General features: G+C 39.3%; 21 protein-coding genes and 3 pseudogenes. 16 read left to right on the forward strand and 8 right to left on the reverse strand.

The window, feature by feature from the left end; all coding sequences use genetic code 11:
• The first annotated feature begins 205 nt into the window (after positions 1-205).
• From CRI9333_RS01165 to CRI9333_RS26035, 4 genes are all read left to right on the forward strand, one after another.
• Complete coding sequence (locus CRI9333_RS01165; RefSeq protein WP_015201376.1) at positions 206-1,876, forward strand: NupC/NupG family nucleoside CNT transporter; 1,671 nt, start codon at positions 206-208, stop codon at positions 1,874-1,876.
• A gap of 275 nt (positions 1,877-2,151) precedes the next feature.
• Positions 2,152-2,856: a glycoside hydrolase family 24 protein gene (locus CRI9333_RS01170; RefSeq protein ID WP_015201377.1), complete on the forward strand. Its 705-nt coding sequence runs from the start codon at positions 2,152-2,154 to the stop codon at positions 2,854-2,856.
• A 269-nt stretch (positions 2,857-3,125) separates the two neighbouring features.
• Positions 3,126-3,794 carry a type 1 glutamine amidotransferase domain-containing protein gene (locus CRI9333_RS01175; RefSeq protein ID WP_015201378.1) on the forward strand — a complete coding sequence of 223 codons (669 nt, stop codon included), beginning with the start codon at positions 3,126-3,128 and terminating at the stop codon, positions 3,792-3,794.
• 30 nt (positions 3,795-3,824) lie between these two features.
• Complete coding sequence (locus CRI9333_RS26035) at positions 3,825-3,995, forward strand: hypothetical protein (protein ID WP_198013597.1); 171 nt, start codon at positions 3,825-3,827, stop codon at positions 3,993-3,995.
• A gap of 52 nt (positions 3,996-4,047) precedes the next feature.
• Here CRI9333_RS26035 and ggt read toward each other — a convergent pair whose 3' ends face one another.
• Entirely contained in the window at positions 4,048-5,604 is a 1,557-nt protein-coding gene (ggt, locus tag CRI9333_RS01180) for a gamma-glutamyltransferase (RefSeq protein ID WP_015201379.1), read from the reverse strand.
• Between the two features lie 19 nt (positions 5,605-5,623).
• The gene (locus CRI9333_RS01185) at positions 5,624-6,178 is read right to left on the reverse strand and encodes a hypothetical protein (RefSeq protein ID WP_015201380.1); all 555 of its coding nucleotides are present in this window, start codon (positions 6,176-6,178) and stop codon (positions 5,624-5,626) included.
• 149 nt (positions 6,179-6,327) lie between these two features.
• Between CRI9333_RS01185 and CRI9333_RS24570 the strand changes: the two genes are divergently transcribed.
• Entirely contained in the window at positions 6,328-8,469 is a 2,142-nt protein-coding gene (locus CRI9333_RS24570) for a PAS domain-containing sensor histidine kinase (RefSeq protein WP_015201381.1), read from the forward strand.
• A gap of 223 nt (positions 8,470-8,692) precedes the next feature.
• On the opposite strand, the gene CRI9333_RS01195 is transcribed toward CRI9333_RS24570, so the two are convergent.
• Positions 8,693-9,007 (reverse strand): hypothetical protein, encoded by a 315-nt coding sequence (locus tag CRI9333_RS01195; RefSeq protein ID WP_157462221.1) that lies wholly within the window; start codon positions 9,005-9,007, stop codon positions 8,693-8,695.
• On the reverse strand, positions 8,985-10,406 hold the full coding sequence (locus CRI9333_RS01200) for a vanadium-dependent haloperoxidase (protein WP_015201382.1): 1,422 nt from the start codon (positions 10,404-10,406) through the stop codon (positions 8,985-8,987). Before CRI9333_RS01200 ends, CRI9333_RS01195 begins: the two co-directional genes overlap by 23 nt.
• A 779-nt stretch (positions 10,407-11,185) precedes the next feature.
• Between CRI9333_RS01200 and CRI9333_RS01210 the strand changes: the two genes are divergently transcribed.
• Both CRI9333_RS01210 and CRI9333_RS01215 read left to right on the forward strand, forming a co-directional pair.
• Positions 11,186-11,740: a ferric reductase-like transmembrane domain-containing protein gene (locus CRI9333_RS01210; RefSeq protein ID WP_015201383.1), complete on the forward strand. Its 555-nt coding sequence runs from the start codon at positions 11,186-11,188 to the stop codon at positions 11,738-11,740.
• Between the two features lie 70 nt (positions 11,741-11,810).
• Entirely contained in the window at positions 11,811-13,229 is a 1,419-nt protein-coding gene (locus CRI9333_RS01215; protein ID WP_015201384.1) for a WD40 repeat domain-containing protein, read from the forward strand.
• Positions 13,230-13,297: 68 nt separating this feature from the next.
• On the opposite strand, the gene CRI9333_RS01220 is transcribed toward CRI9333_RS01215, so the two are convergent.
• Positions 13,298-13,615 carry a hypothetical protein gene (locus tag CRI9333_RS01220; protein ID WP_015201385.1) on the reverse strand — a complete coding sequence of 106 codons (318 nt, stop codon included), beginning with the start codon at positions 13,613-13,615 and terminating at the stop codon, positions 13,298-13,300.
• A 201-nt stretch (positions 13,616-13,816) separates the two neighbouring features.
• Between CRI9333_RS01220 and CRI9333_RS01225 the strand changes: the two genes are divergently transcribed.
• The 3 genes from CRI9333_RS01225 to msrB all read left to right on the forward strand — a co-directional run bounded on the left by CRI9333_RS01225 (position 13,817) and on the right by msrB (position 15,984).
• The gene (locus CRI9333_RS01225; RefSeq protein WP_015201386.1) at positions 13,817-14,515 is read left to right on the forward strand and encodes a Nif3-like dinuclear metal center hexameric protein; all 699 of its coding nucleotides are present in this window, start codon (positions 13,817-13,819) and stop codon (positions 14,513-14,515) included.
• A gap of 339 nt (positions 14,516-14,854) precedes the next feature.
• Entirely contained in the window at positions 14,855-15,271 is a 417-nt protein-coding gene (locus CRI9333_RS24575) for a peptidoglycan-binding domain-containing protein (protein WP_015201387.1), read from the forward strand.
• A 218-nt stretch (positions 15,272-15,489) separates the two neighbouring features.
• Positions 15,490-15,984 carry a peptide-methionine (R)-S-oxide reductase MsrB gene (msrB, locus tag CRI9333_RS01235; protein WP_015201388.1) on the forward strand — a complete coding sequence of 165 codons (495 nt, stop codon included), beginning with the start codon at positions 15,490-15,492 and terminating at the stop codon, positions 15,982-15,984.
• An 87-nt stretch (positions 15,985-16,071) separates the two neighbouring features.
• On the opposite strand, the gene CRI9333_RS01240 is transcribed toward msrB, so the two are convergent.
• Positions 16,072-16,854: an MBL fold metallo-hydrolase gene (locus CRI9333_RS01240; protein WP_015201389.1), complete on the reverse strand. Its 783-nt coding sequence runs from the start codon at positions 16,852-16,854 to the stop codon at positions 16,072-16,074.
• 346 nt (positions 16,855-17,200) lie between these two features.
• Positions 17,201-17,455 (reverse strand): hypothetical protein, encoded by a 255-nt coding sequence (locus CRI9333_RS01245; RefSeq protein WP_015201390.1) that lies wholly within the window; start codon positions 17,453-17,455, stop codon positions 17,201-17,203.
• 152 nt (positions 17,456-17,607) lie between these two features.
• Between CRI9333_RS01245 and CRI9333_RS01250 the strand changes: the two genes are divergently transcribed.
• Entirely contained in the window at positions 17,608-18,555 is a 948-nt protein-coding gene (locus CRI9333_RS01250; RefSeq protein ID WP_015201391.1) for an alpha/beta hydrolase, read from the forward strand.
• 147 nt (positions 18,556-18,702) lie between these two features.
• Positions 18,703-19,251, forward strand: a pseudogene (locus CRI9333_RS01255) (PmbA/TldA family metallopeptidase); the annotation flags it as partial.
• Here CRI9333_RS01255 and CRI9333_RS01260 read toward each other — a convergent pair.
• Positions 19,252-20,460 carry an RNA-guided endonuclease InsQ/TnpB family protein gene (locus CRI9333_RS01260; RefSeq protein ID WP_015201328.1) on the reverse strand — a complete coding sequence of 403 codons (1,209 nt, stop codon included), beginning with the start codon at positions 20,458-20,460 and terminating at the stop codon, positions 19,252-19,254. It lies immediately after the preceding pseudogene.
• A 50-nt stretch (positions 20,461-20,510) separates the two neighbouring features.
• Here CRI9333_RS01260 and tnpA point away from each other — a divergent pair.
• From tnpA to CRI9333_RS01280, 4 genes and pseudogenes are all read left to right on the forward strand, one after another.
• Positions 20,511-20,925, forward strand: a pseudogene (tnpA, locus tag CRI9333_RS01265) (IS200/IS605 family transposase).
• A 94-nt stretch (positions 20,926-21,019) separates the two neighbouring features.
• Positions 21,020-21,967 (forward strand): annotated as a pseudogene (locus CRI9333_RS01270) (TldD/PmbA family protein); the annotation flags it as partial.
• Positions 21,968-22,059: 92 nt separating this feature from the next.
• Positions 22,060-23,391, forward strand: coding sequence for a TldD/PmbA family protein (locus CRI9333_RS01275; RefSeq protein ID WP_015201392.1), 1,332 nt, complete (start codon positions 22,060-22,062; stop codon positions 23,389-23,391).
• Positions 23,392-23,790: 399 nt separating this feature from the next.
• Positions 23,791-25,509, forward strand: coding sequence for a putative bifunctional diguanylate cyclase/phosphodiesterase (locus CRI9333_RS01280; RefSeq protein WP_015201393.1), 1,719 nt, complete (start codon positions 23,791-23,793; stop codon positions 25,507-25,509).
• The last annotated feature ends 57 nt before the right edge of the window (positions 25,510-25,566 follow it).

A 25,566-nucleotide genomic window follows, 5' to 3' on the forward strand; every position in this document is an offset into this window, starting at 1 on the left:
TTAACTTTGGCTACATTTGTTATTCTCTGCTTATTGTAGGACTGCAATAGTTTTGTCGCACGTATTTTTGAGTTATTGTCTTGGGTGTATTCTGCCATCTCCCTTGAGATAGGAAGTAAGCTACTAATTAGCTAATGTTCCATCACAAGTTTTCCTCCCTCCTCTCTCCTCTCTCCTCCCTCCTCTCTCCTGAAGGACTACACTTGTGGCTATTCCATACTTGCTTAATATCATCTCGTTTTTGGGCATCTTTGGGTTATGTGCGATCGCCTGGTTGTTTTCTGAACATAGGCGGATTATTCCCTGGCGAGTGATTATCTGGGGGATTGGTTTACAACTCGTCTTAGGATTTTTAGTCTTTCAATTTCCTTATACTAGAGCAGCATTAGCAGGTTTTAGTAGCTTATTAGACAGTGTATTTGCTGCTGCTGACACAGGGGCGCGGTTTGTTTTTGGCAGAAATATTGTTCCTTTACCTGGAGAAATTCCCGCAGTCAATCTTGGTTATATATTTGCATTTCGAGCCTTGCCAACCGTGATTTTTTTCTCAGGTTTAATGGCATTGCTATATAACATTGGTGTCATTCAAGTAATTACTAATATCTTTGCTAAAATTTTCTACAAAACAATGGGTTTAAGTGGAGCAGAAGCCCTTAGTGGTGCTGCAAATATTTTTGTAGGAATTGAAGCCGCGATTGTTGTTAAGCCTTTTTTAGCTAAAATGACTCGCAGTGAACTAGCTGCTATTTTAGCTTGTTGTTTTGGTACGGCTGCATCTTCAACCCTAGCAATTTATGTAAGTTTTTTAAGACCAGTTTTTCCCAATATTTTAGGGCATTTAGTATCAGCATCAATTATTGCTATTCCTGCTTGTTTTGTACTTGCAAAAATATTAGTACCTGAAACAAGCGTTCCCCTGACAGCAGGCGGAATTCCTACAGAAGAAAGTGCTAAAGCTAAAACTTACGATGATCGAGACGAGTTTGAAGAGTATTTTGAAGATGAACAAGAAATTAAACAAGAAACAGTTGCCGGAGAACCGATAGAGCGGGTTAGCCCATTAGATGCTGCGATCGTGGGAGCCTTAGATGGCGTGAAAATGGCAGTTTCAATTGCAGCAGTACTAATTTTGATTTTAGGATTAGTTTCTTTAGTTAATCAATTTTTTGGTTGGTTAGCTGGTTTACCTAGCCCTGTTGGTGACGTTTTTAAAGTTGTCACATTGCAAAATATTGAAGGTGCTTTATTTTTACCGTTAACATTTCTCACTGGAGTTTCTTTAGATTGGAATGAATTGTGGCATTCTTCGGTAATTATTGGGCGGAGATTATTAGAAACAGCCATTCCACCTTATCAAGAATTAGGTAGGGCAGGGGCGGCTGGAGAATTAAGCGATCGCGCTGTCTTAATTATTAGCTATGCCTTATCAGGATTTGCTCATATAGCTTCAGTTGGTATTTTTGTTGGCGGTACAATTGCCTTAATTCCTTCTCGGCGTAAAGATATTTCTGAACTAGGTTGGAAAGCTTTATTTATTGGAACCTTAGCAACATTAATGATTGCTTGCGTAGCGGGTGTATATGATACTGGCGACGCAAGTATTTTGGGTGAAAAAGCTGCACCTGCTAGTATTACTGCACCACAACCCAGCCCAACTACCTCGCCATCTCCTTCCTCAACTAGCAGCCCAACAGCAACGCCAACCACAACTAAAACTAGCCCAACTGCAAAACCAACTTCTAGCAGTAAGCAAAATGCACCGAAACCTGCAACACCTAAACCAGAACCAAGTAGTGTTGCATCTCCCAAGGCTACTGGGGTTGCTAAACCAACTCCACAACCAAAAGCCCCGCCAACTAATTCCCCATCTCGTTAACTACTAGATCTCTTCAGAAAACCTTGTAGAGACGTTGTATAGAGCGTCTCTACAAGGTTTTTATTGATGCTAGTTCCCAGGTTGAACCTAGTAACTAAGCTTCCCCATAATTTAAACCTCCCTCATCTCCCCTAAGTTTTAGGTATATTCACTGAGGAATATTTCCAAAAAAGTAAATTAGTGTAAAGTTTGGAAAGTTGATCCACGCCAGCAAATCTATAGCCATTGATTCCATAAGTTACATAGCTGGCAGAACCTCACTAAAAACGGAAGGCATGACAATTAGTTTAGTTTTACAGAAAGCCATCAAGGCAAGCACATTAGCTTCTACAGCTTTTTCTTTACTCGTCTTGTCAAGCGGGATTTTACCAAAAGCGATCGCCCAAACAGTGTATGAAGCACCTATAACTGCTACCTCTGCTGCTCCTAGTGTTCAAGTCATTCCAGTTCCACAAACAGAATATCCTCAAAACAGTTCTTTCTACTCCGCCCCCAATTCAACCGACAGTAGACTAACTACACCAGAAGTTAGGGCATTTTTAGATGTAATTAGTATGGCTGAGACAGGGACTATTGATCCCAGTAGCTACTCAATCTTGGTATTTAACGGCTCATTTAGCGATTTTTCTACCCATCCCAAAGTCAAACAATGTAGTGCAATACGTGGCAGACGCATCTGCTCTACAGCCGCAGGTCGCTATCAAATTATGGACTTTAACTGGGATTATTTGGCTCCTAAACTAGGATTACCAGATTTTTCTCCAGAATCGCAAGATAGGATGGCGCTTTACTTTATCGAACGTAAGGGAGCAATGGCAGATATTCTTGCTGGAAGATTTGAAAAAGCTGCCTGTAAGGTGGGAACTGTGTGGGCAAGCATACCACCGCCATGTAATCGCTATGGGCAAAGCCGCCACAAGATGGCTCAACTTCGACAGATGTATGATCAACGCCTGAGATTTTACAGCGAAGGGCAATAATGTCTAAGGTTTTGTGGTAAGGGCAAGGGGCAGGTTTATATTATATATCAAGGGTTCGGAGGCATAGGGTAAGCGTGCAACCCGTCCATACAAAAATGATTTTACCGTTGTCTTGCGTAAGTCTTATTAAACTTAAGATCAAGTCGGTCATGGGTCATTGATAATTGTTAATTGTTAATTGCACCTTACCTTCTGCCTTATGGCGCTGTAGATAAATATAAGTTGGATGCCAGAATAGCAATTGTTGCAACCTACTTGGAGAATTATTGATGAGTGACCAAAAGAATATTTTGATAGTTGTTACCAACCACAGCCAAATTGATGCAGAACATCCTACAGGATTGTGGTTTGAGGAGTTTGGTATTCCTTATCAAATTTTTCGTCAGCATACTTATCAAGTTACGGTTGCTAGTCCTAAAGGTGGGAAAACTCCCATTGATCCACGTAGTCAACCAACAGCCGAGCAAGCAGAAGAGTATGGTGAAGCACTCCAAGCTTTACAGCTTACAGAACCTTTAAATAGCATCAATTTAGATAATTTTGATGCCGTCTTTTTCCCCGGTGGTCATGGAACTATGTATGATTTACCCAATACTGAGGTAGGTCAAGTTGTCAGTAAATTTATTGATGCTCAAAAAGTGGTAGCAGCAGTTTGTCATGGCCCTGCTGCATTTGCACAAGCAATGTCTGCTGATGGTACGCCAATTGTTAAAGGACGCAAAGTAACTGGTTTTACTAATTCCGAAGAGCAGGAAGTCCAGTTAGATAAATTAATGCCATTTCTACTGGAATCAAAGTTGCGCGAACTGGGTGGCGAATTTATTTCAACAGCTAACTGGAGTGAGCATATTGTTATAGATGGAAAATTGATTACAGGTCAGAACCCACAGTCAAGTGCGAAAACGGCTCAGGCTGTAGTTGATGCTCTTAACAATTAAGTATTATCAATTAACCATGACCCATGACTTATGATCTTATCAGGTTTGTTTGCAGCTACACAAGCGATCGCAGCTTGTTTCCGTCAACTTAAAGAACATGGAACTACATCGGGCAACAACTTAGTAGATTTCCATGAATTTGAGCAAATTATTGATATTCCTAAATATCGTCAACTAGAACAACAATTTAAGAGTAAGTAGATGGGCGAGATGAGGGGATTAAAATAAATTTTAATCCCTAGTGCGATCGCTTCTACTTACTAACAACTACACCATTCCGACGCGAATCTCCAGCCCCAGACATCACGCCTACATCATCTTTTCTCACAGTATGAACACCACCAAAAAACATATTCATTTCTTGCCATAACGCTATCTGAGTATTATCAAAAGCACTTAATTTTTCTAATTCTTTTTCCCTAAAGCCTGGCTCTATACTAAAAATATTATTTTCCCAATGACACCGAGGGCTTTCAACTGCCTGTTCTACAGACATTTTAAAATCAATTAAATTAGAAACTACTTGTAAAATGGCTGTCCGAATTCTGTTAGAACCGCCAGAACCTAAAACTATCTCTGGCTGTTTATTTTTTAATACTATTGTAGGTGACATCATCGAAGAAATTCGCTGATTTAATTGCCATTTATGGAAGCCAGTAGGATTTAAATCTTCTTCGCCTAACATATTATTAACCATAATTCCCGTACCAGGAATTACATAACCAGAACCTTCACCATTAGACGTTGTTACTGAAGCAGCATTACCTTCATTATCCATTACGCTAATATGAGTTGTGCTACCCCACTTATTAACAGTTGAGCTTAATTCTTGTTGATAACTAGCCAGATGCTCATTCGATAAAAATTTGTCAGAAATATCTTTTTCATAGATATAATCATCATATCCATCCGCTCTAGCTGCGTTAGTGAAACGCATCACCTCAGCTAATATTTGCAAATGCTGAGAACTGCCATATTCAATTACATTTAAATCTATTTTTTCTAATAACTTCAAACCAAAAGCCATTAATGTGCTACCCGAACTTGGAGGCGTGTTAGTTAATAAAGTATGACCTCGGTAATTAACTAATAAGGGCGTTCGTTCTATAACTCGATATTCTTTTAAGTCTTCTAGCGTTAAATATCCTCCTTGCTCTTGACAATCTTTTACAATTTGTTTAGCAATTTCTCCTGAATAAAATTCATCTGAGCCATGTCTGGCAAAATAGTCTAAACTATTAGCTAAATCTGATATTACAAAAGTATCACCTTGCTGAAGCAGATTTCCATTAGGCGCATACACTTTACACGCTGCTGGAGATGCTCTAATAATTGGTTCCAAAAGCTGCCAACAGTAAGCTTGAAATTTATCTACTTCGATACCTGTTTTAGCAGCGTAAATTGCAGGTTCAGCAACTACATGAAAAGGTAATCTGCCTAGCTTTTTGTGAATATGAAATACTCCCAGTAAGTTGCCTGGAACTGCCATCGAAGCTTTGCCAATATGAAAAGTTTGCCATGCGTCGCCAAAATTAACTTCTACTGGAAAAAAATCCAGTTCAGCAGATGGTTTATTGTAAAGTGGTGTTTGTGTAAAAAAATCAAATAAAATATTTTGCTGGTTATGAGTATGAGCTAACAAAAAACCGCCGCCAGCAGGAGAAGTTAGCATTGGTTCAGCTACAAAAGACATCAAAATTGCAGCTATTGCTGCATCAAAGGCGTTACCACCTAAAGACAGCATTTCTGCACCAGCTTCCGCAGTTTTTGGATGTCCAGCAGCAATTACACCGTGAGTTTTTGCCTTCATTATTTACCAATTTACTACATTACTTAGACTGTTGTTCACAAGTAGGATCATAGTATAATCTGATATTATCTTCTCCTAACATATAGGATAAAAAATAGTTTCTCACACCATCACCTAAACAGTAAGCAGACTCCAGAAAACCTTCATGACCACCACCACCATTAGGTAAGGGTATAGGTTGCCAAATGGACGGTTTATAACCAAAAATATAATTATAAAATTTTACTGCTTCAGGTTGACCGTATTGAAAAGATTGTGTGTCTGATCCAGCATTGCTATTCAATATGATAATTTTGGCTCTGTTTTTGAAAAAGGCAATTTGAAGTTCAGCTTTTTTAGGTAATTTAGGAAGGACAGTGTGTAAGCGTGCGGAAGAATAAGTATATAATTTATACTCCTTATCACCCAAGTTTTCTGTAGAACTCCTTAATGGGCGACCAAAGTAACGCTGAATTGTTTGGGGTGTTTGATCAAAAACATATCTGCCTGCTTCTGCTTGTGGTGTAAAGATACTACTTAAAAACAACAAGCTTAGGCAATTAATTGTAACTTTATTCACAATAGGATTGAGCATAACTCTCTACTCCTTATATTTAGCTTTGAAATTTCATCAATATTTATTAAAACAATGATTGTTATATAAATTCCTAAATATTAAAATCTTTATAAGCTAGTCAAATGTTGTTCCTGATAATATATAAGAAAAAGGCTAAGAGGCGCAAGATGGAAGATCAGCATAAAAGTAAAGATGAACTGATCGAGGAAGTGGTAGCACTGCGCCAACGAGTTGCAGAGTTAGAAACGTTGCTTAACCAACCTCTACAATCTGAACATTTACAACTTAATGAGCAGCTAGAACTAAAAGTTCAAGAGCGTACTGCACAATTATCTCAGGTTAATGAGCAACTTCGCGAACAAATATCTGATAGCACTGGACGCAAGCTACATGAACGTCAGCGCATCGAAGCCGAAGTGAGGGAAAGGCAGAAACCACTGCAACGACTGTTTGATTGTAACTTGGTGGGAGTTGCTTATTGGAATGTTGATGGTTTTATTACCAATGCTAATGATGCTTACCTACATTCGGCTGGCTATACCCGTGAAGAGTTTAATTTATTAGGAAAAATTAATTGGCGCGAACTCACTCCCCCAGAATACATCTATTTAGATGATCAGGCGATCGCAGAAGCCCAAAAAACTGGAGTTTCTAATATTTATGAGAAAGAATATATCCATCGAGACGGTAAGCGAGTACCAATTGTTTTAGGTGTAGCACTCTTAAATGATTCTCACCATGATGGCGTAGCTTTTGTACTAGACATTACACAACGTAAGCAAACTGAAGAAGCACTGCGAATTAGTGAAGCTAAGTTTAGAAGATTATTTGAATCTAATGTAATTGGAATCTTTTTCCCAGAACGCAATGGCAATATTCCTGATGCTAACGATGCTTTTTTGCAAATTATAGGCTACACAAGAGAAGATTTGCTGGCAGGAAAAGTGCGTTGGGATATCCTCACTCCACCAGAATATGCCTATTTAGATCAAATAGCAATTGAGGAACATTACCAATTTGGTTGTAATACTCCTTACGAAAAAGTTTATATTCATGCTGATGGTAGCTATGTACCTGTACTAATTGCAGGAGCTACTTTAGAAGAAAGTCCCAATCAAGGTATAGCTTTAGCAGTCGATTTAACACAGCGCAAGCAAGCGGAGGAAGCAAGAGACAAAGCTTTAGCTCAAGCAGAAGCAGCCAGAGCAGAGTTACAGCGAGTATTTATGCAAGCTCCAGCAGTGATTCAAGTATCGCGTGGGCAAAATCATGTAATTGAAGCAGCAAACCCATTGTATGTCCAAGTTGTGGGTAAGCGCGAACTGATTGGCAAACCAACTCGTGAAGCGTTTCCAGAATTAGAAGGGCAAGGCTTTTTTGAGTTGTTGGATCAAGTATATGCAACTGGTAAACCCTTTGTAGGTAAAGAGATGCCAGTGATGATAGATCGCAATGATGATGGAGTTTTAGAGGAGAGTTTTTGGAATTTTGTCTATCAACCTTTAGTTGATAGTGATGGTAAAGTTTATGGGATTATGACTCATGCGGTTGAAGTCACTGAGCAATTTAGAGCAAGGCAAGAAATTGAAAAGAAAGCAGAAGAATTAGCTCATCTCACAGCAACATTAGAACGTACTAACAAAGATTTAGATCAATTTGCTTATGTTGCTTCTCACGACTTAAAAGCACCTTTACGGGGAATTGCGACTTTAGCCGAGTGGGTAGAGGAAGATATTGGAGAACAAATCAGCGATGAATCACGGGAGCATCTGCATTTGCTACGTGGGCGCGTATACCGCATGGAAGCTTTAATTAATGGAATTTTACAGTATTCACGGGCAGGGCGTAGTGAAGATATTGAATTAATCAATGTTGCTGATTTGCTCTCAGAATCAATAGAATTACTTTCTCCACCTCCACAAGTAAAAATTATTGTTGGGTCAGAAATGCCAACTTTAGCGGGTGAAAAAGTACCGTTGCAACAAGTTTTTATGAACTTGATTAACAATGCAATTAAGTATGCTGATAGACCAGATGTTTTGATAAATGTGAATGTACGTGAATATCAAAAATATTATGAGTTTTCTGTTGCAGATAACGGTCAAGGAATCGCGCCTGAATATCAAGAAAAAATCTGGGGAATTTTTCAGAGGCTAGAGGCTAGGGACAAGATTGAAGGGGCAGGTATTGGTTTATCTGTTGTGAAAAAGATTATTGAAAGCCGAGGGGGACGTATATGGGTTGAGTCTGAAGTTGGCGCAGGAGCGACTTTTTATTTTACTTGGCTTAAAAGTATTAATAAAATATAGAAAAATTTCTATATTTTATATTTATAGTTTTAGTTATAGACCAGCGGCTTTAGCGGCTGGATGCCCCCCTGAAAGCGATCGCTCTTGTGCCACTCTGATGGGGGTATATGTGACCTCAAGCTTGGCAACACAATAAAGGGGATTACCAATTTTTCTTTGCTTAAAGTGGCACAAGAGCGATAATTTTAGCTACAGCTATTACTCAGTTTTAATTAAAGTGTTGTTACAGGCTAGAAACAACACCCGCAAACTTAAGCAAATCAACGATGGTAAAGTTTCCGCTGCTACCCAGTATAGGTTTCCAATCAGGATTTTGCCGTAAGTAGGATAAAGAGTCTCCTTCCAGCAGACCGATAAACACCTCTGCAACAATGCGTCCGCCCACTGGTCCCAAGCGCGTTCCGTCATCACCAAGTACATCGGCTTCACGCAGAATGTAAAACCATAGAGGTGTGCGAGTGTCTAATTCATACTGTTTCAGGTCTGCTAAGTCATCTGAGGAAAGTATTTGCTTGTCACCCATGGCTTTGGCAACCACTTGAGGGATTGCTCTGCAATACATTGTTGAAAGCGAACTCAGCTACTTTGATACCTGACTCAAAGCCACCCTCAGCATCGAATTGGTAGTGAACACCGAGATAAACGCGGCTTCGCCCGTTCTCCCGTGCCGCCTCAGTGAAACTAGTGAAACTACGGGTAAGCTTGATTCCATTCTCATCACGGAAGGCATGGGGATCTTCTGTAGTTGCAGTGAAGGGAATAGAATCCCGTTTAAAGAAGAGCTGCATTATCGCTGCATGGGCTGCACCAAAAGTGGCATGACCAGAGATATAAGCAGGGAAAGGTGGTGAGAAACGTGTGCCATCAAGCATCGCTGAAAGAGGTTGCCACCGACGCTCAGGCGTAGTGTCGCGGTTGTAGTCGGTATCAGCCTCCCGAATCGCCGTCTCTGGCCGCCAGAGGCGGATCAGATTGTTCCGGTCGTTTTCTTTAGGGAATAAGTACTTCACGTACCAGGCAACGATGCCAGCATCGGCCATAGCCATCCCAACGAGCGCGAAGAGGCGTGCTGTATCAAGTAGATTTTGCACTGTTCCCTCCTGCTTAGCCACGATCTGGGTAATAGCGTAAAGCTGACCTGGAGGTTTGGAAGTACCGTTAAGGTCATTAGCCCAGAAGAATGCAATTTCCGTTTGCTCTCGCGTCCGTTCTGGGGAATGGGCTTCCCCAAGCCGCTGTACTTCATTAACTTGACCTGCGTAATCTCGGCTTGGTAGCAATTGAGAGTAGTTGCTGAATTTACTGACGTTCAATGCTTTGGGTAGGAAATTACCAATTTGAGCGCTCTGCCATCCACCGAAGGGTTTCACTTTGCCCCACTGTGGCGTGACTGCCGATCCCGAACCTGTTTCCCGCCAATCACCCGGGGCAAAACCAAATTCCACAGAGGGAGGTTGTTTCTGAGTTGCTAGATCTGCACCATCATTTTGACGTGCTGCCAAAACTGCATCTGCGACCGCCTCACCGAACTTCCGCGATGAATTACGAGCCTCTTCACTCGAACCCATGTTGAAGGGCTTCATAGAATCCTGCAAAAATTGCTCTGTATTAAAATCCATATTGAGCTGATACGGCTCGAAAGGACTAGATACCCCACCTGGATTGTGTGTGGCTTGATCGACAAGTCCAGCAATTGTTTGCCGTAACACTTTGCGTGCGGCATAGGCTGCACTCATGGCGGGGTCTACGCCTTCGACTTTTTTCGGTAGGTTAGACACATACGACTTGTAGGGACTGCCAGAAAGAACATTGATCGTGTCAAACATGGCAATGTGCATCATGGCTCCAATCCGGGCAATGGGACCGGGAGCGCCACCCAGCTTACGCACGCATTCCAAGAAAATGTTGTTCCATGGGATAATTACGGTATCTTTCATTTCTTTCCTTTGAATTGAGTTGGACTTAGAAATTCCACTTAAATTGCTGCATACAAGACCTCACCAGATCTGGGAACTGGGGGTATACATCCAAGGCAAAATAAATGGATAGTGAGCTTGTTTAGATTCCTACACAAGTAGCTAGCTGCGTTTCGTAATTTTGCGTCCTCCTTATCAACTTTTTTTCCTAAACAGCGTGTTCTCAAGTGTTTGAGTGTTAGCTGGTGAAGCTTTGTTGTGCTGCATAAGCCAAATTTTGATAGTTTCCTCACCACTACAACTAGCCAAAGTTTGACCATCAAAGCTGAAGGCAACTGATCAAACAGGTTTGGTATGTCCCGCAATTTTGATAGAGGAATGATATCCTCCATTAAACGTAAAAATCTACCAGAAATTGCCAAGGTAAGCTGTTTCACATTTAACTTGCACAATGCTTAGTAGGATTAGAAGAGTGAACAATCATTACATCACTTTTTAACTTCATCGCTTTGAAAAGCTGAACAATTAAGAAACCAAAGATTACGTTCAATCCAGGCTTTACAAACTGGAGCCGTAAGAAAGACCCAAGCGGTATCGGATGGCGATTCGATCAGGAAACTGAATTATTTTATCCAGTGAGCGATTCAGGCGAATAGGTAGTTTAAAATCTAACTTTTAGACAAAAACTTCTCAATAAAATTGAGAAGTTTTTCAATTCAATCAAACTTTTTGCGGAAAGCAGCCTTCTCTAGTTGTGTTTTAACTTAAGATTATCTTTCCGCATTTATTAAGGATGAATTATGATTGAATTTCAAAATGTGCAATTAGCTAATTTCCTGGGTTTTTTGGCGTTGTTTAGCTATATCGCCACTTTGCTTCCAACTCTTTTAAGAGTTGTTTTTCCAGCAACGCGCAAACACAAAATTCCAACTCAGTTATTAAAATATAGGCGACAAATCGGTATCTTAGCTTTTATTCTTACTCTGGCTCATGCCGTTTTATTCGTCACCAAAAGAAACTTTGATTTCTTTGATGTTAGAACCTATGAAATCTATTTTCAAGGAGTGACAACGTTTATTATATTTATCATTTTAACCGTGACCTCAAATGATTGGAGCGTAAAAAAATTAAAGAAAAATTGGAGAACTTTGCATCAGTTAACCTACTTTGCCATGTTTCTATTGGCTTGGCATATTTGGGACAAAATGTCAGATCATTGGAGCCTAATAACTCCTCTAGGAATTTTAGCAATTGCCGCCACAATCATTCTGTTTCTCAAGCGACGTTGGATTGAATGGCAACAGCAGAAAGCTAAAGAACAAAAGTCTCAACCTACCCAACAGACGGCTACATAGTAACAACATACATCTCGCTGTAAATTTACGTCTACACCACAACAAACAGCTTAATCCCTATAGTATTTATATGAAAGCACATCCAGTTTCTCGCAAGGCAAAATTAGCATTAGCACTAACTGCATCTGCCACAATTATTGGTTTAATTAACATCAATTCAGCTTCAACAACTGCCACCATTGGATTAAGCGTAGAAAATCAACAGATACGAACTATTTTGGGCGATTCAGCCTGGATTTATGCAATTGCGATTAGCCCTGATGGAAAAACCCTTGCTAGTGCTAGTTATGATAAGACAATTAAACTCTGGAATTTACACACTGGTCAATTACTCCAAACACTAAAAGGACACGGGGATGCAGTGGCATCCGTAGCTATTAGTCCAGACGGTAAGCTGCTTGCCAGTGGTAGCTGGGACAAACGAATTAAACTGTGGAATTTACAAACAGGCGAATTACTTCGCACATTCAAGGGACATTCAGATCAAGTTGAGGCTGTTGCTTTCAGTCCTGATGGCAAAACTCTTGCCACTGGTAGTTATGACAAAACCGTTAACCTGTGGAATTTGGAAACAGGCGAATTACTCCACACTCTGCGCCATTCAGCTAGTGTGAGAACTATTGCTTTTAGCCCTGATGGGCAGAAGCTTGCTAGTGGTACTGAAGACGGAAAAATTAGCATCTGGCAACCGAGTACTGGTGAGTTAAATATTCCGCTAGCTGCACACTCACAAGCAGTTCGTTCAGTAGCGTTTAGCCCTGACGGTCAAAAGTTAGCTAGCGGCAGTTATGACCGGACGATTAAGCTGTGGAATTTACCAACTGGACAGTTACTAAATACACTAGCAGGACACAATCAAGCAGTTTGGTCAGTGGCATTTAGCCCTGATAGCCAAACTCTAGCCAGTAGTAGTTATGACCGAACAATTAAGCTTTGGTATGTACAGAGTGGGCAGTTGCTACGTACCCTGGTAGGACATAATAAAACAGTTTGGTCAGTAGCTTTTAGTCCTGATGGACAAACATTAGCTAGTGGCAGCGCCGATGAAACTATTAAACTTTGGTCGATGTCTGCCGCCAATAAAACCTTGCCCAAGCCAAAACCTTTTTCACCTTCTCAATCTCAATTAGAGGCTCTTTTTAATACGCAACCAGAAGTTACTGATAATACTCAACTTTATCAATTAAATCGGAAACTTTACGACTTAATTAATCAGGCTTGGCAAAAACGTTCGGCATCACAACAACATCTAGTTTATCGCGTGGGTATTAGTCAAAAGGGAGTGATTGTTGCTTATCAGCCTGTCAGTGATGTGGCTAAAAAATTTATTGGGCAAACGCCTCTAGGCGACTTGCTATCTCAACCGATTAACAATCAGGCAACGACATCAGAACTAATTGGTCAGTTTAAGGTTGTGTTTACACCTCAAGGTATTCTTGAAGTAAGCCCTTGGCGTGGATACACGGCAAATCTTCAGTCGAGGCAATAAATTCTTCTCACGCGATCGCTCTTGATCAGAATGCAGGAGTAACAAGATAAAACTTTCCTGGTCGCTGTTTACTGTCCTAACATTCGATTAACTTGATCTATTGTTAATGGTTTGGGATCAATTTTTACCTGTAGGCTAGGGTCAATTTGTTGTAAGCGATCGCGCACAGCTTTTAAACTACTTACTTCCACTAAAACTAAATTTTTATAAACCGAATCTTGCGGTAATTCTACTCTCAAAATTAGAGTTTCCAGTTTTTCAAGAGCGATCGCGTGTAAAACCTGTTTATAAAATAACTCGCGTTTTGATACTTGAGTTAATGTTAATAAATGCCAAGTGCTTTTTGCGCTTGCATCGGGTAAATTATTGGAAGATAAGTTTTGCACAGGATGTATTTATATCTATTTTGTAGGACGATAGTGAGCTAGGGAGATATTTTTATCTCCTAAAAAAATGAAGCTGCTAATCAACGAAAATATTGGTTTTAACACTGCATTTATTAAATATTATTTAGTCAGCAGGTTATTACCAGCTTCATTTCCAAAGTATATAGTTTAGCACTAGCTGGTAAATAGATATATAGAAATATGGTTGATCTAGAAGATATTGTAAAATTTTTTAATCAGTTTTTTGCTGTTGAAGGCTTTATTGATGACCAAGGCGGGGTATATCGACCATCACAGCGACCTATTCAGCGTTTTGGATTAGCGTTAGAACCTTGGTCAGAATTAACTGCATGGGCAAATACTCACCGCTTAGATGCTTTATTTCTACATCGACCTTGGAAACTAGAACCTTCGCAACTATCGCCCGATGTTGGTGTGGTAGCTTACCACCTAGCATTTGATGAACGCATGACTTTGGGTTTTAATCCTAGACTTGCTGAAGTGTTAGGAATGTCTAACTTAGAAATATTAGGTGAAAAAGCAGGTCGTCCAATTGGGATGTTAGGCAAGATTTCTGCAAGCAGTTTTGAGCAATATTCTGATTACGTTAATCAGATATTTGGTGGACACGATGCTGTTTATCCCTGTGGAGACGAGATCAAATCTGTGGCTGTTGTTGGTGCAATGACTGATGCCTTAGTGCGTGAGGCAGCAGAACGCGGTGCTAATTTATACATTACAGGGCAATTTAGACAACCAGCAAAGTTAGCTGTAGCCCAAACCCAAATTGGTGTAATTGTAGTAGGTCATCGCCGTAGTGAATTATGGGGATTACAGGCGCTAAGTGGGGTAGTGCGTGAACGTTGGTCTGAATTAGAAGTAGTTGATGCTCAAAGGTAGTTACCTAGATTTTGGGGCGGGTTTAATTTATTGGTTTGTAGGATATTTTGATTTAGGGCAACCCGCCCCTACAATCAGATAGATTTATCGCCACAAGTACAACAGAGCAATTTAAGAAAGCAAGCGGGACGCTTGCACTACATATAAGGTTAATTAATTTTCTTTGGCATCAGATGTAGTGCGGGCATCTTGCCAGCGTACTATTAAACATTTTCCATATTCTCAAATATGATCGCAATCCAAAATCAAAGCTAGTCCGTATAACAAAGGAACCGATGCGAAGCAATAGCTACTTGATAGTAACTAAATTCGCACTCATTTATAAAGTTGGAAAAAAATATGAATTTCAAAGTAGTGTGTTTGATCTCAGGTCTTACCTTAGCTGCTGCTATGCCTGCATACTCCTCTCCCAATCCTTTCCAAATTGCTCAAAGTGACCAGTCAGGCGGCACGATGACTCGTGGAGATGCCATGAGTTCTGGAAATGCTATGACTCCAGGAGATGCTATGAAAGCAGGAGATGCCATGAAGTCAGGCAATGCCATGACTCCAGGCAGCGCCATGCTCAAAACTGGTAGCACAGGAGAAGATGTCAGATTTGTTCAAAAATTTTTAAGACGGAAAGGATTTTACACTGGATCTGTTAATGGAATGTTTGATAATGAGACACGCACAGCAGTTATAAAATTCCAGAATTCAAAAAAGATCAGCCCTACTGGAATTGTAGGACCTACCACTCGATCTGCCATGATCTAAATTTCTGATAGCTACAATCGGAAACACTCTTTGCTCAAAGCTTCTAGAAATAAAATTTCGGTAATTGAGCTTTAGCTCTTGCTTCACAACTGAAAGAGTTTCTAGAAGCTTTACATTAATATTATCCTTAGCGATATTGTAGCACTAAGATAGCCCAATGTCAATAAATTTTATCCAGATTGGATTTGCATATTTCTGTAGCAATGGAACGACAGAACATGAGAAAACGTTATATTTTAAAAGCTGGCGCAGCATTTGTGGGCGCAGCATGGTTATCACGTTATTTGCCGGAGAAATCAGGAGTTATGGCTGCTTCAAATAATAATTTTGAAATCAACAAAACTGAAGAAGAGTGGCGTAAAACTTTGACACCAGAACAGTTTTCTGTGTTGCGTAAACATGGCACTGAACGCGCTGGAACCAGTCCCCTTGACAAGGAATATGCTAAGGGGAATTATGTTTGCGCTGGGTGCGATTTACCACTTTTTACATCTGAAACTAAGTTCAATAGTCGCACTGGCTGGCCCAGTTTTTATGATCCTATTCCAGGTGCGATCGCGACAACTACTGATAGGTCACTTTTTATGACTAGAGTTGAGGTACATTGTCATCGCTGTGGTGGGCATTTAGGTCATGTGTTTGATGACGGTCCCGCGCCAACAGGCAAACGCTACTGTATGAACGGTGTTTCTCTAAAATTTATTCCTAGTTAATAAGTTTTAGTATTTGCTCTTTGCAATTATCCATGACGGGGAGTACGCCCCGCCATGAATATAAAACTAAGATTGTAATTGTCTATATTAAGCGACACAGGTAACTTTTGGTTGAAGTTTGAGTTCAATGCGATCGCCTGGTCGTGGTTCAATTACTTCTGTAGATAAATTATTCTCTGCTAACAGTGTGCGAAATTCCTCAATACTGCCGATACTTTGAAGTAACTTATTTATGAATCCTTCATAAACTACCTCACCTCCAGCAGCAGTAGGCAGCATTACTTGCGGTTGCAAAATTTGCGCTAATTTTAAAGCGCTTTTACCGCCTTTAATAAGAGACCCAACTAATGGTAAAGCTAAGTCTATTAAGGGAGTAATTACAACATCTACTGGGGCAACTTCTTTTAACGAGGGGGGATGAGTCCCATGAGGTTCGTAGTAGATACTTAAACCTGTTTCTAAATCCTTAATTAAATAACCATTTTCTACAAGTGTTGCGCCCACCAGTGAACCAGGAGTTGCCTGAATTTGTAAGTTTTGATGAAAAGTTAAATTTTCCCAGTGAGTTAGTGCAGTTACGTTTGTATAACCCAATCCTTGGACAACTTTAGCAGCATTAGGAGAAGCTACCACAGGAATATTATGGTCTAATACTTTTAGAGTTGGCGGATGAGCATGATCTTCCCAACCTTGAGAGAGGATAATTAAATCTATATTTTCTGGAATTGCACGTTGAGTAGGATGGGAAGCTTTAAACAACCAATCGAGATTTGCGAATACTAATTCATCCACTAACCAAGGATCAATCAGTACTCGTTTTGAGCCAATTTCAACTAACCAACTATTGTTGTCTAACCAGGTAAGATACATAATAAACAATTAAAAATTAACAATTATCAATTACTGAAGTAGGAGGCTTGGATTATGGAATTGATAATTGATTGATCATTGATGGAGAATGCACCTTCTAGATTAACATATCCGCCATGAGCGCGTGAAGATTTGACGCTTCATTATACCTATCTACTTATTTGACGGATTACCGGAGAACAAAGTAGATAGAAACAAAAACGTAAACTAAGCACTTAACTTAAATAGATAAAAGTCAACATATTAGCTGGTTTTTTATTATTAGAAATATTAATAAATCTTGGGCTTTAATTGTTAAAAAATAAAATATTATTTTTTAGTCGTAAAATCAAACCCGTCTGCTTAATTAATCTAAATCCAATCTAGCTAAAGTTTCTTTAAAATCAGCTTCCAAGTTCCTCGATTTGACTTCATGCTGAAAGTCTATTTGCATTTGTTTTAATTGCTCTTGTTCAACTTGGTACTGAAAATACTCTAATGCTAATTGTAATTTTTCTATAGCAGAAGCAAGTTTACGGACTTCCTCTAGTAAGTCATGGTTTGACTTCCTTAAATTAACTAGCTGAATAAAATTATCTACTTCGGTATTATTAACTTCCATGATCTATCCTTCACCACATTTATCTGCATCTTAATTGCTAATAAAGATATCTACCTCTAACGGCAGTTAGAGTCAGTTTGATTTTGCTAATACTAAAGAGGTAGAATTAGCTTTCTAATTTGTAGTAACAGCTTATACAGCCAGCTTCTCCTATGTCTCTAGATTTACAAGCAAAAAAATTTTTACAACAAATATCTCAGTTAAATTTACCGCCTCTTTCCAGCGCAGAACCCATGCAAGCAAGGGAATTGATTGCCAAACTAAGAGGAAAGGAACTAAAACCAGAATTTGTTGCGAGTATCCAAAATAACACTATTAAGTCACAGGGGAATATTCCTATCAGGATCTATACACCAAGGCTAGATACTCAGTTACCGATATTGGTTTACCTTCATGGTGGTGGTTGGGTGCTAGGTGATTTGGATGGTGTAGATCATATTTGTCGTTCTTTAGCTAATCAAGCGGATTGTATCGTAGTTTCAGTAGATTACCGCCTAGCACCTGAACATAAATTTCCTACTGCCGTAGAAGACGCTTATGCTGTTACTAATTGGGTAAGTAATAATGCTGGCGATATAAATGGAGATAAAACTCGCATTGCTATTGCAGGAGATAGCGCGGGTGGAAATATTGCTGCTGCGGTAGCTTTAATGGCGCGGGATAAAGGCGAGCCTTCACTAATGTTTCAAATCTTGATTTATCCCACAACTAAATATGGATTTGATACCGAATCTTATCAAAAATATGGACAAGGTGATTTTGGATTAAGTAAAGAAGAAATGATGTGGTTTTGGCATCATTATCTCGCAGATGTAGCTGATGGACAAAATCCTTATGCTTCGCCACTATTGGCAAATAATTTAGCTAATTTACCGCCAGCATATATTATTACTGCCGAGTATGACGTGCTACGAGATGAAGCAGAAGCTTATGCAGTAAAGTTGGAATCAGCAGGGGTTCCTGTCAAAGTGCAACGGTATGATGGCATGATTCATAGTTTTGTGGGTCTATCATTGGTGATAGATCAAGGTAAAAGTGCGATCGCAGATATTGCCACTCAGCTTCGTATAATTTTTAAAGAGAATAAATCTGTGGCATAAGTCGATAAATTTTGTATTTCATCTGCGTTTATCTGCGTTTATCTGCGGTTAAAAAAGCGTATCTTTAAACCGGATTTTTGCCAAAGTCCTGCAAAAGTAGCTATGCAGTAGCTAGAATACATTCACCTGTTATAGCTATTACTCGCTATGGTACAAGCTCCCACACGCACTGCTACAGATTTAGCTACGCTGGCAATTTCTTTAATTAAACAAGCTGGATGTGAATACGGGGATGTGCGCTTTTGCAATTATCGTACACAAAATTTAATGGCACGCGATCGCTCTTTAAGCAACATTTCAGATAATGTTAGCTCAGGTTTTGGTGTGCGTGTCCTCCTCAATGGCGCATGGGGGTTTGCTGCTAGTCCTCATAAAACGCTTCAAGAAGTTGAACGCATCGTTGCTTTAGCTGTTGATATTGCTAAAGGTAGTCGCCTATCGCAACAAACCAAGGTGGAGTTAGTTCCGGTAGCAGCTTATCAAGATACTTATATTACACCGATTGAAATTGATCCGTTTGCAGTAGCTATTACTGAAAAAGCGGATTTACTTCTAAGTTTGAATGAAAAGTTACTAACTTATAGCGATAAAGGTATTAAAAAAGCGTATTCTTACTTACGTTCTACCCGTGAAGATAAGATATTTGCTTCTACAATTGGTTCTGTAATTCAGCAGACTATATTTGACACTCCCCCGTCAAGCTTGCGCTGTGACGGGAGATTCTTGCTTCACTGAAACTTGCTCTTTGATGCAAGCACCATTAAGTCTTACAGTTTCTCCACAAGCTTGAATTTCCGTATGTCCTACGGTATTTGTTAACAGAATTCTTATGCCCTCTTCTCTAAGATTTTGTGTTGCATTTTCATCTCTATCGTGGTGAGTTTTACATTCAGGACAAACCCATTCACGAATACTGAGATTTAATGAATTGTTCTTAACTTTACAACTATTACAAAGCTTGCTACTAGGAAAGAATCTGTCAACTTGAACAAATATTGCTCCCTCTCTATCTAGTTTATGGCTGATAAAATTAAGCAACATTCCCCAACCAGCATCTAATATTGATTTCGCTAGTTTGGTACGTGCTAATCCTTTAATACAAAGGTTCTCAGCTATAATGACTTGGTTTTCGTCTACTAATTTTCTTGAGAGCTTATGGAGAAAATCTTGTCTTGTGTTCGCTATTTTTTCGTGAACTCTAGCAACTCTCTTAACCTGTTTCTGACGATTTAAAGACCCTTTTTTCTTTCTGGATAATGCTTGTTGTCTACGTCTTAAACGTTTAGCATATTTCCTGGTAGGTTTAATCGGATCAACTTTATCAAAATCTTTTCCATCAAAAGTAGTAACTAAATTACTTAAACCTAAGTCAATGCTTGTGATTTTCCCTTTCTTGTTAGTTGTTAAATCATCAGTTTCAAATAAAATTGCAGCAAAATATTTATCTGTACTGGTTTGAGAAACAGTTACAGACTTAATTTTACCGTTAATACTTTTTGAAATGTTTGCTTTAACAATGCCAAGTTTTGGAAGTTTTAAACCACCATTTTTAATTGAACAGCTTTCAGGATAACGAATTGATTGCTTTCTATGTTTACTTTTAAACTTAGGGAATCTTGCTCTTTTACTAAAAAAGTTCTTAAAAGCTGATTCTAAGTTTTTAAGTGTTTGTTGTAATGTAGCAGCAGTTACTTCTGTTAACCATTCATAATCAGATAGCTTTTTGAGTTGAGTAAGGTCTTTAGCCATGTCGTAATAGCTCATACCCTTACCCGTTTCTTCATACTGAGTGTTAGTTTTGTTCAGGTAATAATTAAATACAAATCTAGAACAACCAAAGCTTTTGGCTAATGCTTGTTGTTGCCCCTTATTTGGATAAATTCTCACCTTGAGTACGTCTAACATCAGTTCTTTTGAGCTAAACTTATCTATATATTAACATTTGACGCTTAAAGATGTCAACCTCATATCATCACGGTTTTAGGTCTGTTTACAAACTTAACGCTCACGTTGTTCTCGTGGTAAAATATCGTAGACGTGCAATTAATGCCGAAATCTTAACACGGCTCTCTAGAAATCTTAAAACAAACCTTAAATAAGTGGGAATCAGAACTACTAGAATTTAAGGGAGAGTCAGATCATGTTCATTTGTTGATTGACTATAAGCCAGATATACCATTATCCACATTAATCGGGAACTTAAAAACAGTTGGCAGCAGATTAATCCGTAAAGAATATCCCTGGTTAGCCTCAAAATATTTCTATAACAAACCCTATTTCTGGACTGGTTCTTATTTTGTAGCTAGTTGTGGAGGTGCTACAATTGAACAATTAAAAAAATATGTCGAGCAACAAGCGACACCGGAATAAGGATTCGCTTCGCTCAATTTATATAGTTTGGTCGCCATTCATCTCGCCACTAACCCTACGGGTGTAGTGGGAGTCCTCTGGCTCCATTCAAGATAGAAGTTATCCAGGTTTTGGATGTACTGCGATCGCAAATGGCGATGCTCAAAGTCGCAGCTACGAGCGTCCACCTTTAAATATAGGCTACGAACATATTAATCCAGCAGATTTATTTGCACAAGTAGACCGAGTTGCACAAGAAGCAATTGAAAAAGTCCACGCACCTAAAAGTCCCTCTGGTATTAAAACAAACTTAATTTTAAAGCCAAGTAATCTATATTTAACTATTCACGAATCAGTTGGTCATCCTACGGAATTAGATCGGGTGTATGGTTACGAAGCTAACTTTGCAGGGACAAGCTTTGCGACTACAGATAAATTAGGGAAACTACAATATGCTGCACCTTGGGTAAATTTTAAATGCGATCGCACTCAACCCAAGGGACGCGCTACTGTAGGTTATGACGATGAAGGCGTACCCGCACAAGACTGGTATGTAGTTAAAGATGGCATTCTTGTAGATTATCTCACCGACCGCGAAACCGCATATCGTTTAGGTCGTCCTGATAGTAACGGTTGTGCTTATGCTGATAGTTGGAACTCAGTTCCAATGGTACGCATTCCCAATTTAGGATTAGAACCAGGCGCAGAAAAAGGTAGCCACACCGCCACCTTAGCAGAAATGATTGCCGATACAGAAGAAGGCATTTTAATTGATGGTATTGGTAGTTATTCAATCGATCAACAACGCCGTAACTTTCAGTTTGGTGGCGATGCTTTCTGGAAAATTGAAAAAGGCAAAATAGTCGGAATGCTAAAAGATGTAACTTATCATTCCATGACTACAGATTTTTGGAACAGTGTAGATGCAATTGGTGGAGTTTCCGAGAAGGAACAATGGGGAACAGATATCTGTGGGAAAGGAGAACCAATGCAAATTGCCCAGATGACACATGGATGCGTACCTGTGCGTGTGCGCGATATTCAAATTGGCGGCACAAAATGACATAGGGAACAGGGAGGAGAGAGGGGAGAAGAGGGAGCGGGAAACGTTAAGTTTATATATACCTTTGCGCCCTTTGCGTTAAAAAAAAAATTATGATTCTCACAAAAAACCAATTAATAACTCAAGATCAAGCCTTATCCTTAGTAGATAATGTCATCAAAAAATCCCAAGCTGAAGGCGTATTTGTCAGCTTAAATACAGGAGAAGATGCTCTTAGCCGTTATTCTGAAAATCAAATAAGTCAAAACATTAGTCGTAGCGAATTTAATCTCACCATTACCAGCTACTTTGGTACTAGAAGCGCATCTGCATCTACCACCGAGTTTGATAATGATGCGGTCGCATCTACTCTACAACGTTCTGAAGACCTCGCCCGTATTGCCCCAGAAGACCCAGAATGGGTTCCACTTCTAGAACCTCAAACATACGAACAACGCACCCCCGCCTTTGATGTCGCCACAGCATCACTCTCACCTCTAGCAAGAGGAGAAATTATTCAGCGAGTATGTGAATTAAGTGCCTCTTCAGGAGTAGAAGGTTCAGGAACCCTCAGCACAAGCACATCTCTACGTTGCATCGGTAATTCTCAAGGTTTACAAGCTGTTAACCAAGGAACCGAAGCTAATTTTAGTTTTACCGCCCGCATTGATGATGGTTCAAGCTGGAGTCAACGCACAGCTTGGGCAATAGATCAATTACCTATTACATCATTAACCGAACAAATAATTAAACGCGCCTTTGCATCACGCCATCCTCGCGAAGTTTCTCCAGGTAAATATCCCGTAATTTTTGACAGCGCCGCCTTTGGCGATTTATTAACCTGGGTAATTTGGAATTTAGATGCACGCGCTGCCGATGAAGGTCGTTCATTTATGTCTCGCAGTGATGCAAGTGGCAACCGTTTGGGTGAACAAATATTTAGCCCATTAGTACAAGTCAACCGCGACCCAGCGCATCCTTTATTACAAACAAGTAATTTCTTTAGTGATGGGTTAAGTAATCACTACTTAGAAGTAATTAAAAACGGTATCCCTAAAACTCTTTCCTACAGTCGTTACTGGGCGGAACAGCAAAACACATTACCAACAGGTTATTTACTTCCAATTGTAATGCAAGGCTCAGATCAAAGTCTTAATGATTTAGTTAGCCAAACTGAACGAGGAATATTAGTTAGTCGTGCTTGGTATGTACGTTTTATTAATCCCAAAACCTTAGAAGTTACGGGAATGACTCGCGATGGTACTTTTTGGATTGAAGATGGAAAAATTGCTTATCCAATTAAAAACTTGCGCTTTAATCAAAATTTACCAGAGATGTTGCGAGACATTGATGCTATTAGTAGCGTAGAGCGTTATGGTAGCAAAGTTGTACCAGGAGTAAGAGTGAAGGAATTTAACTTCACCAGTATCAGCGATAGTATTTGATCAGGACTTACACAGAAAAAACGTGACCAAGATGGTCACACTACATATAAGGTAAATTAACTTGCCATAACCACATAAGTAGTGCGGGCATCTTGCCCGCTTGTTATTTTTCGTAAGTCCTATTCAAGTTTTAGTTTTGGCTTGATAGTAAACATAAATTCACTTAAAAAAATCCTCGAAAGTGTGATTTTAGTTACAAATCAACATCAGTATTAAAAAATATTATGGAAAAATTCCTACTTGAGTGATGATACTAAGGAAGGTTAGGTAATTTTACGGTGGTATTTTTCCTCAATAGTAGCCAGTATACATAATTACGTAGGTATCTGTTTTGCGTACTTGCAAGAATTTGTCAATAAATGTTGACCTGCACGAGGACAGATTAATTAAAGGAAATATATGATAAGAAAAACTAATCAAAATTTGGGATTATACTCGTTTCTATCTGAGTTGCCCCATCCGAAAACCTACAAAGGCAAAATCATGTTGGTTGCCTTTTTAGGAACGCACGTACCACTTTTATCTCTATTACTACATTTTCTAATTTCAAATTCATTTTCCCTAGATATGACTGTCCGTGTACTGGCAATTGCGCTGGTAGCAACTTTAGTAGGCACAGGTATTACTCTCTATGTATTACATAAACTTTTAGCACCTGTAATTTTGACATCTTCGGCACTGCGGAAATATTACAACCAAAAGCAACTTCCCTCTCTGCCAACTCAATATACTGATGAAGTCGGCACTTTGATGGCAGATACAGTACAAACACTTAACAAACTCGATCAAGTAATTGAACACTTGACTAATTATGATAATCTGACAGGTTTGCCAAATCGAGTCTTATTTACAGATCGTCTCCAACAAGCTTTATCAAACGCTGAAGGAAAAAATCGCTTGTTAGGTGTCATTTGTTTACACTTGCCTAACTTCCGAGAAATCAACAATGCTTTAGGCAGCGATGTTAGTAATCAACTACTGAGAATAGTTGCCCAAAAATTAAATGCTTATGTTGGTCGCACTGATTTGTTATGTCATCTTAATAGTAATGAATTTGCGATCGCACTTCCTGACTTAACTACTTCAGAAGAAGCTATTCCCTTCTGTCAGTCTCTCCTACGTGAGTTTGCATTACCTATATCTATACAAGGAAATCAGTTACACATCCAAGCTAATCTTGGGATTACAGTTTATCCCTTTGATGGAAATAACGTTGACCAACTATTGCAAAATGCCCATACAGCAGTAGATGAAGCTAAACGCCGCGCACCCAATTCTTATCAGTTTTTTGGAACTGAAATGAATGCTCAGTTACAAGAACGGTTAGTTTTAGAAACTCAATTGCGTTATGCACTAGAACGTAATGAATTGCAATTGCATTATCAACCACGAGTTGATGCTAATTCCGGTAAAATTCTCGGAGCAGAAGCACTAATACGTTGGCAAAATCCTCAATTAGGTTTTGTTTCTCCAGTTAAATTTATTCCAATTGCAGAAGCTAATGGTTTAATTATTCCCATCGGAGAATGGGTATTACGCACTGCCTGTAATCAAAATCGCTTGTGGAAGGAAGCAGGACTACCACCGCTACGGGTAGCCGTCAATTTATCTGCTCGTCAATTAGCGCAACCAAATCTTGTCGATCTAGTTGCTCAAATATTAGCAGAAACCAACTTATCTGTTGACGATCTAGAACTTGAAGTTACAGAAAGCCTAATCATGGAAAATGTGGAACATTCCATTAAGGTTTTACAAGAATTACATGAAATGGGAATTACCCTAGCATTAGATGATTTTGGCACAGGTTTCTCCTCATTAAATTACTTAAGACGTTTTCCAATTGACATTCTTAAAATAGACCGTTCTTTTGTAAATAACGTTGTTGTTAACCAAGAGGATGCAGCAGTTACCAACACAATTATCAATTTGGCAAAGGATTTAAACTTACATATCACTGCTGAAGGTGTAGAAACACAAGAACAGTTTGAATACTTAAAAATAAAAGGTTGTGACGAAATTCAAGGTTACTACTTTAGTAAACCTCTTCCTAGTTCTGCTATCACTGAATTGTTGCAGAAGAATCACCAAAGTCTGCAACAAAAAGTTGCTGCTGTTTAATGGACTTCTTGCATAAATAAATATATTTAACCCCACCCCAACCCTCCCCTTATCAAG

Source organism: Crinalium epipsammum PCC 9333, assembly GCF_000317495.1.
Taxonomy (GTDB): Bacteria; Cyanobacteriota; Cyanobacteriia; order Cyanobacteriales; family PCC-9333; genus Crinalium; species Crinalium epipsammum.

Coding starts and splice junctions, on each gene's coding strand:
- CRI9333_RS01170 (WP_015201377.1), top strand. CDS start 2,152: ATGACAATTAGTTTAGTTTTACAGAAAGCCATCAAGGCAAGCACATTA.
- CRI9333_RS01175 (WP_015201378.1), top strand. CDS start 3,126: ATGAGTGACCAAAAGAATATTTTGATAGTTGTTACCAACCACAGCCAA.
- CRI9333_RS26035 (WP_198013597.1), top strand. CDS start 3,825: ATGATCTTATCAGGTTTGTTTGCAGCTACACAAGCGATCGCAGCTTGT.
- ggt (WP_015201379.1), bottom strand. CDS start 5,604: ATGAAGGCAAAAACTCACGGTGTAATTGCTGCTGGACATCCAAAAACT.
- CRI9333_RS01185 (WP_015201380.1), bottom strand. CDS start 6,178: ATGCTCAATCCTATTGTGAATAAAGTTACAATTAATTGCCTAAGCTTG.
- CRI9333_RS24570 (WP_015201381.1), top strand. CDS start 6,328: ATGGAAGATCAGCATAAAAGTAAAGATGAACTGATCGAGGAAGTGGTA.
- CRI9333_RS01200 (WP_015201382.1), bottom strand. CDS start 10,406: ATGAAAGATACCGTAATTATCCCATGGAACAACATTTTCTTGGAATGC.
- CRI9333_RS01210 (WP_015201383.1), top strand. CDS start 11,186: ATGATTGAATTTCAAAATGTGCAATTAGCTAATTTCCTGGGTTTTTTG.
- CRI9333_RS01215 (WP_015201384.1), top strand. CDS start 11,811: ATGAAAGCACATCCAGTTTCTCGCAAGGCAAAATTAGCATTAGCACTA.
- CRI9333_RS01225 (WP_015201386.1), top strand. CDS start 13,817: ATGGTTGATCTAGAAGATATTGTAAAATTTTTTAATCAGTTTTTTGCT.
- CRI9333_RS24575 (WP_015201387.1), top strand. CDS start 14,855: ATGAATTTCAAAGTAGTGTGTTTGATCTCAGGTCTTACCTTAGCTGCT.
- msrB (WP_015201388.1), top strand. CDS start 15,490: ATGAGAAAACGTTATATTTTAAAAGCTGGCGCAGCATTTGTGGGCGCA.
- CRI9333_RS01240 (WP_015201389.1), bottom strand. CDS start 16,854: ATGTATCTTACCTGGTTAGACAACAATAGTTGGTTAGTTGAAATTGGC.
- CRI9333_RS01245 (WP_015201390.1), bottom strand. CDS start 17,455: ATGGAAGTTAATAATACCGAAGTAGATAATTTTATTCAGCTAGTTAAT.
- CRI9333_RS01250 (WP_015201391.1), top strand. CDS start 17,608: ATGTCTCTAGATTTACAAGCAAAAAAATTTTTACAACAAATATCTCAG.
- CRI9333_RS01260 (WP_015201328.1), bottom strand. CDS start 20,460: ATGTTAGACGTACTCAAGGTGAGAATTTATCCAAATAAGGGGCAACAA.
- CRI9333_RS01275 (WP_015201392.1), top strand. CDS start 22,060: ATGATTCTCACAAAAAACCAATTAATAACTCAAGATCAAGCCTTATCC.
- CRI9333_RS01280 (WP_015201393.1), top strand. CDS start 23,791: ATGATAAGAAAAACTAATCAAAATTTGGGATTATACTCGTTTCTATCT.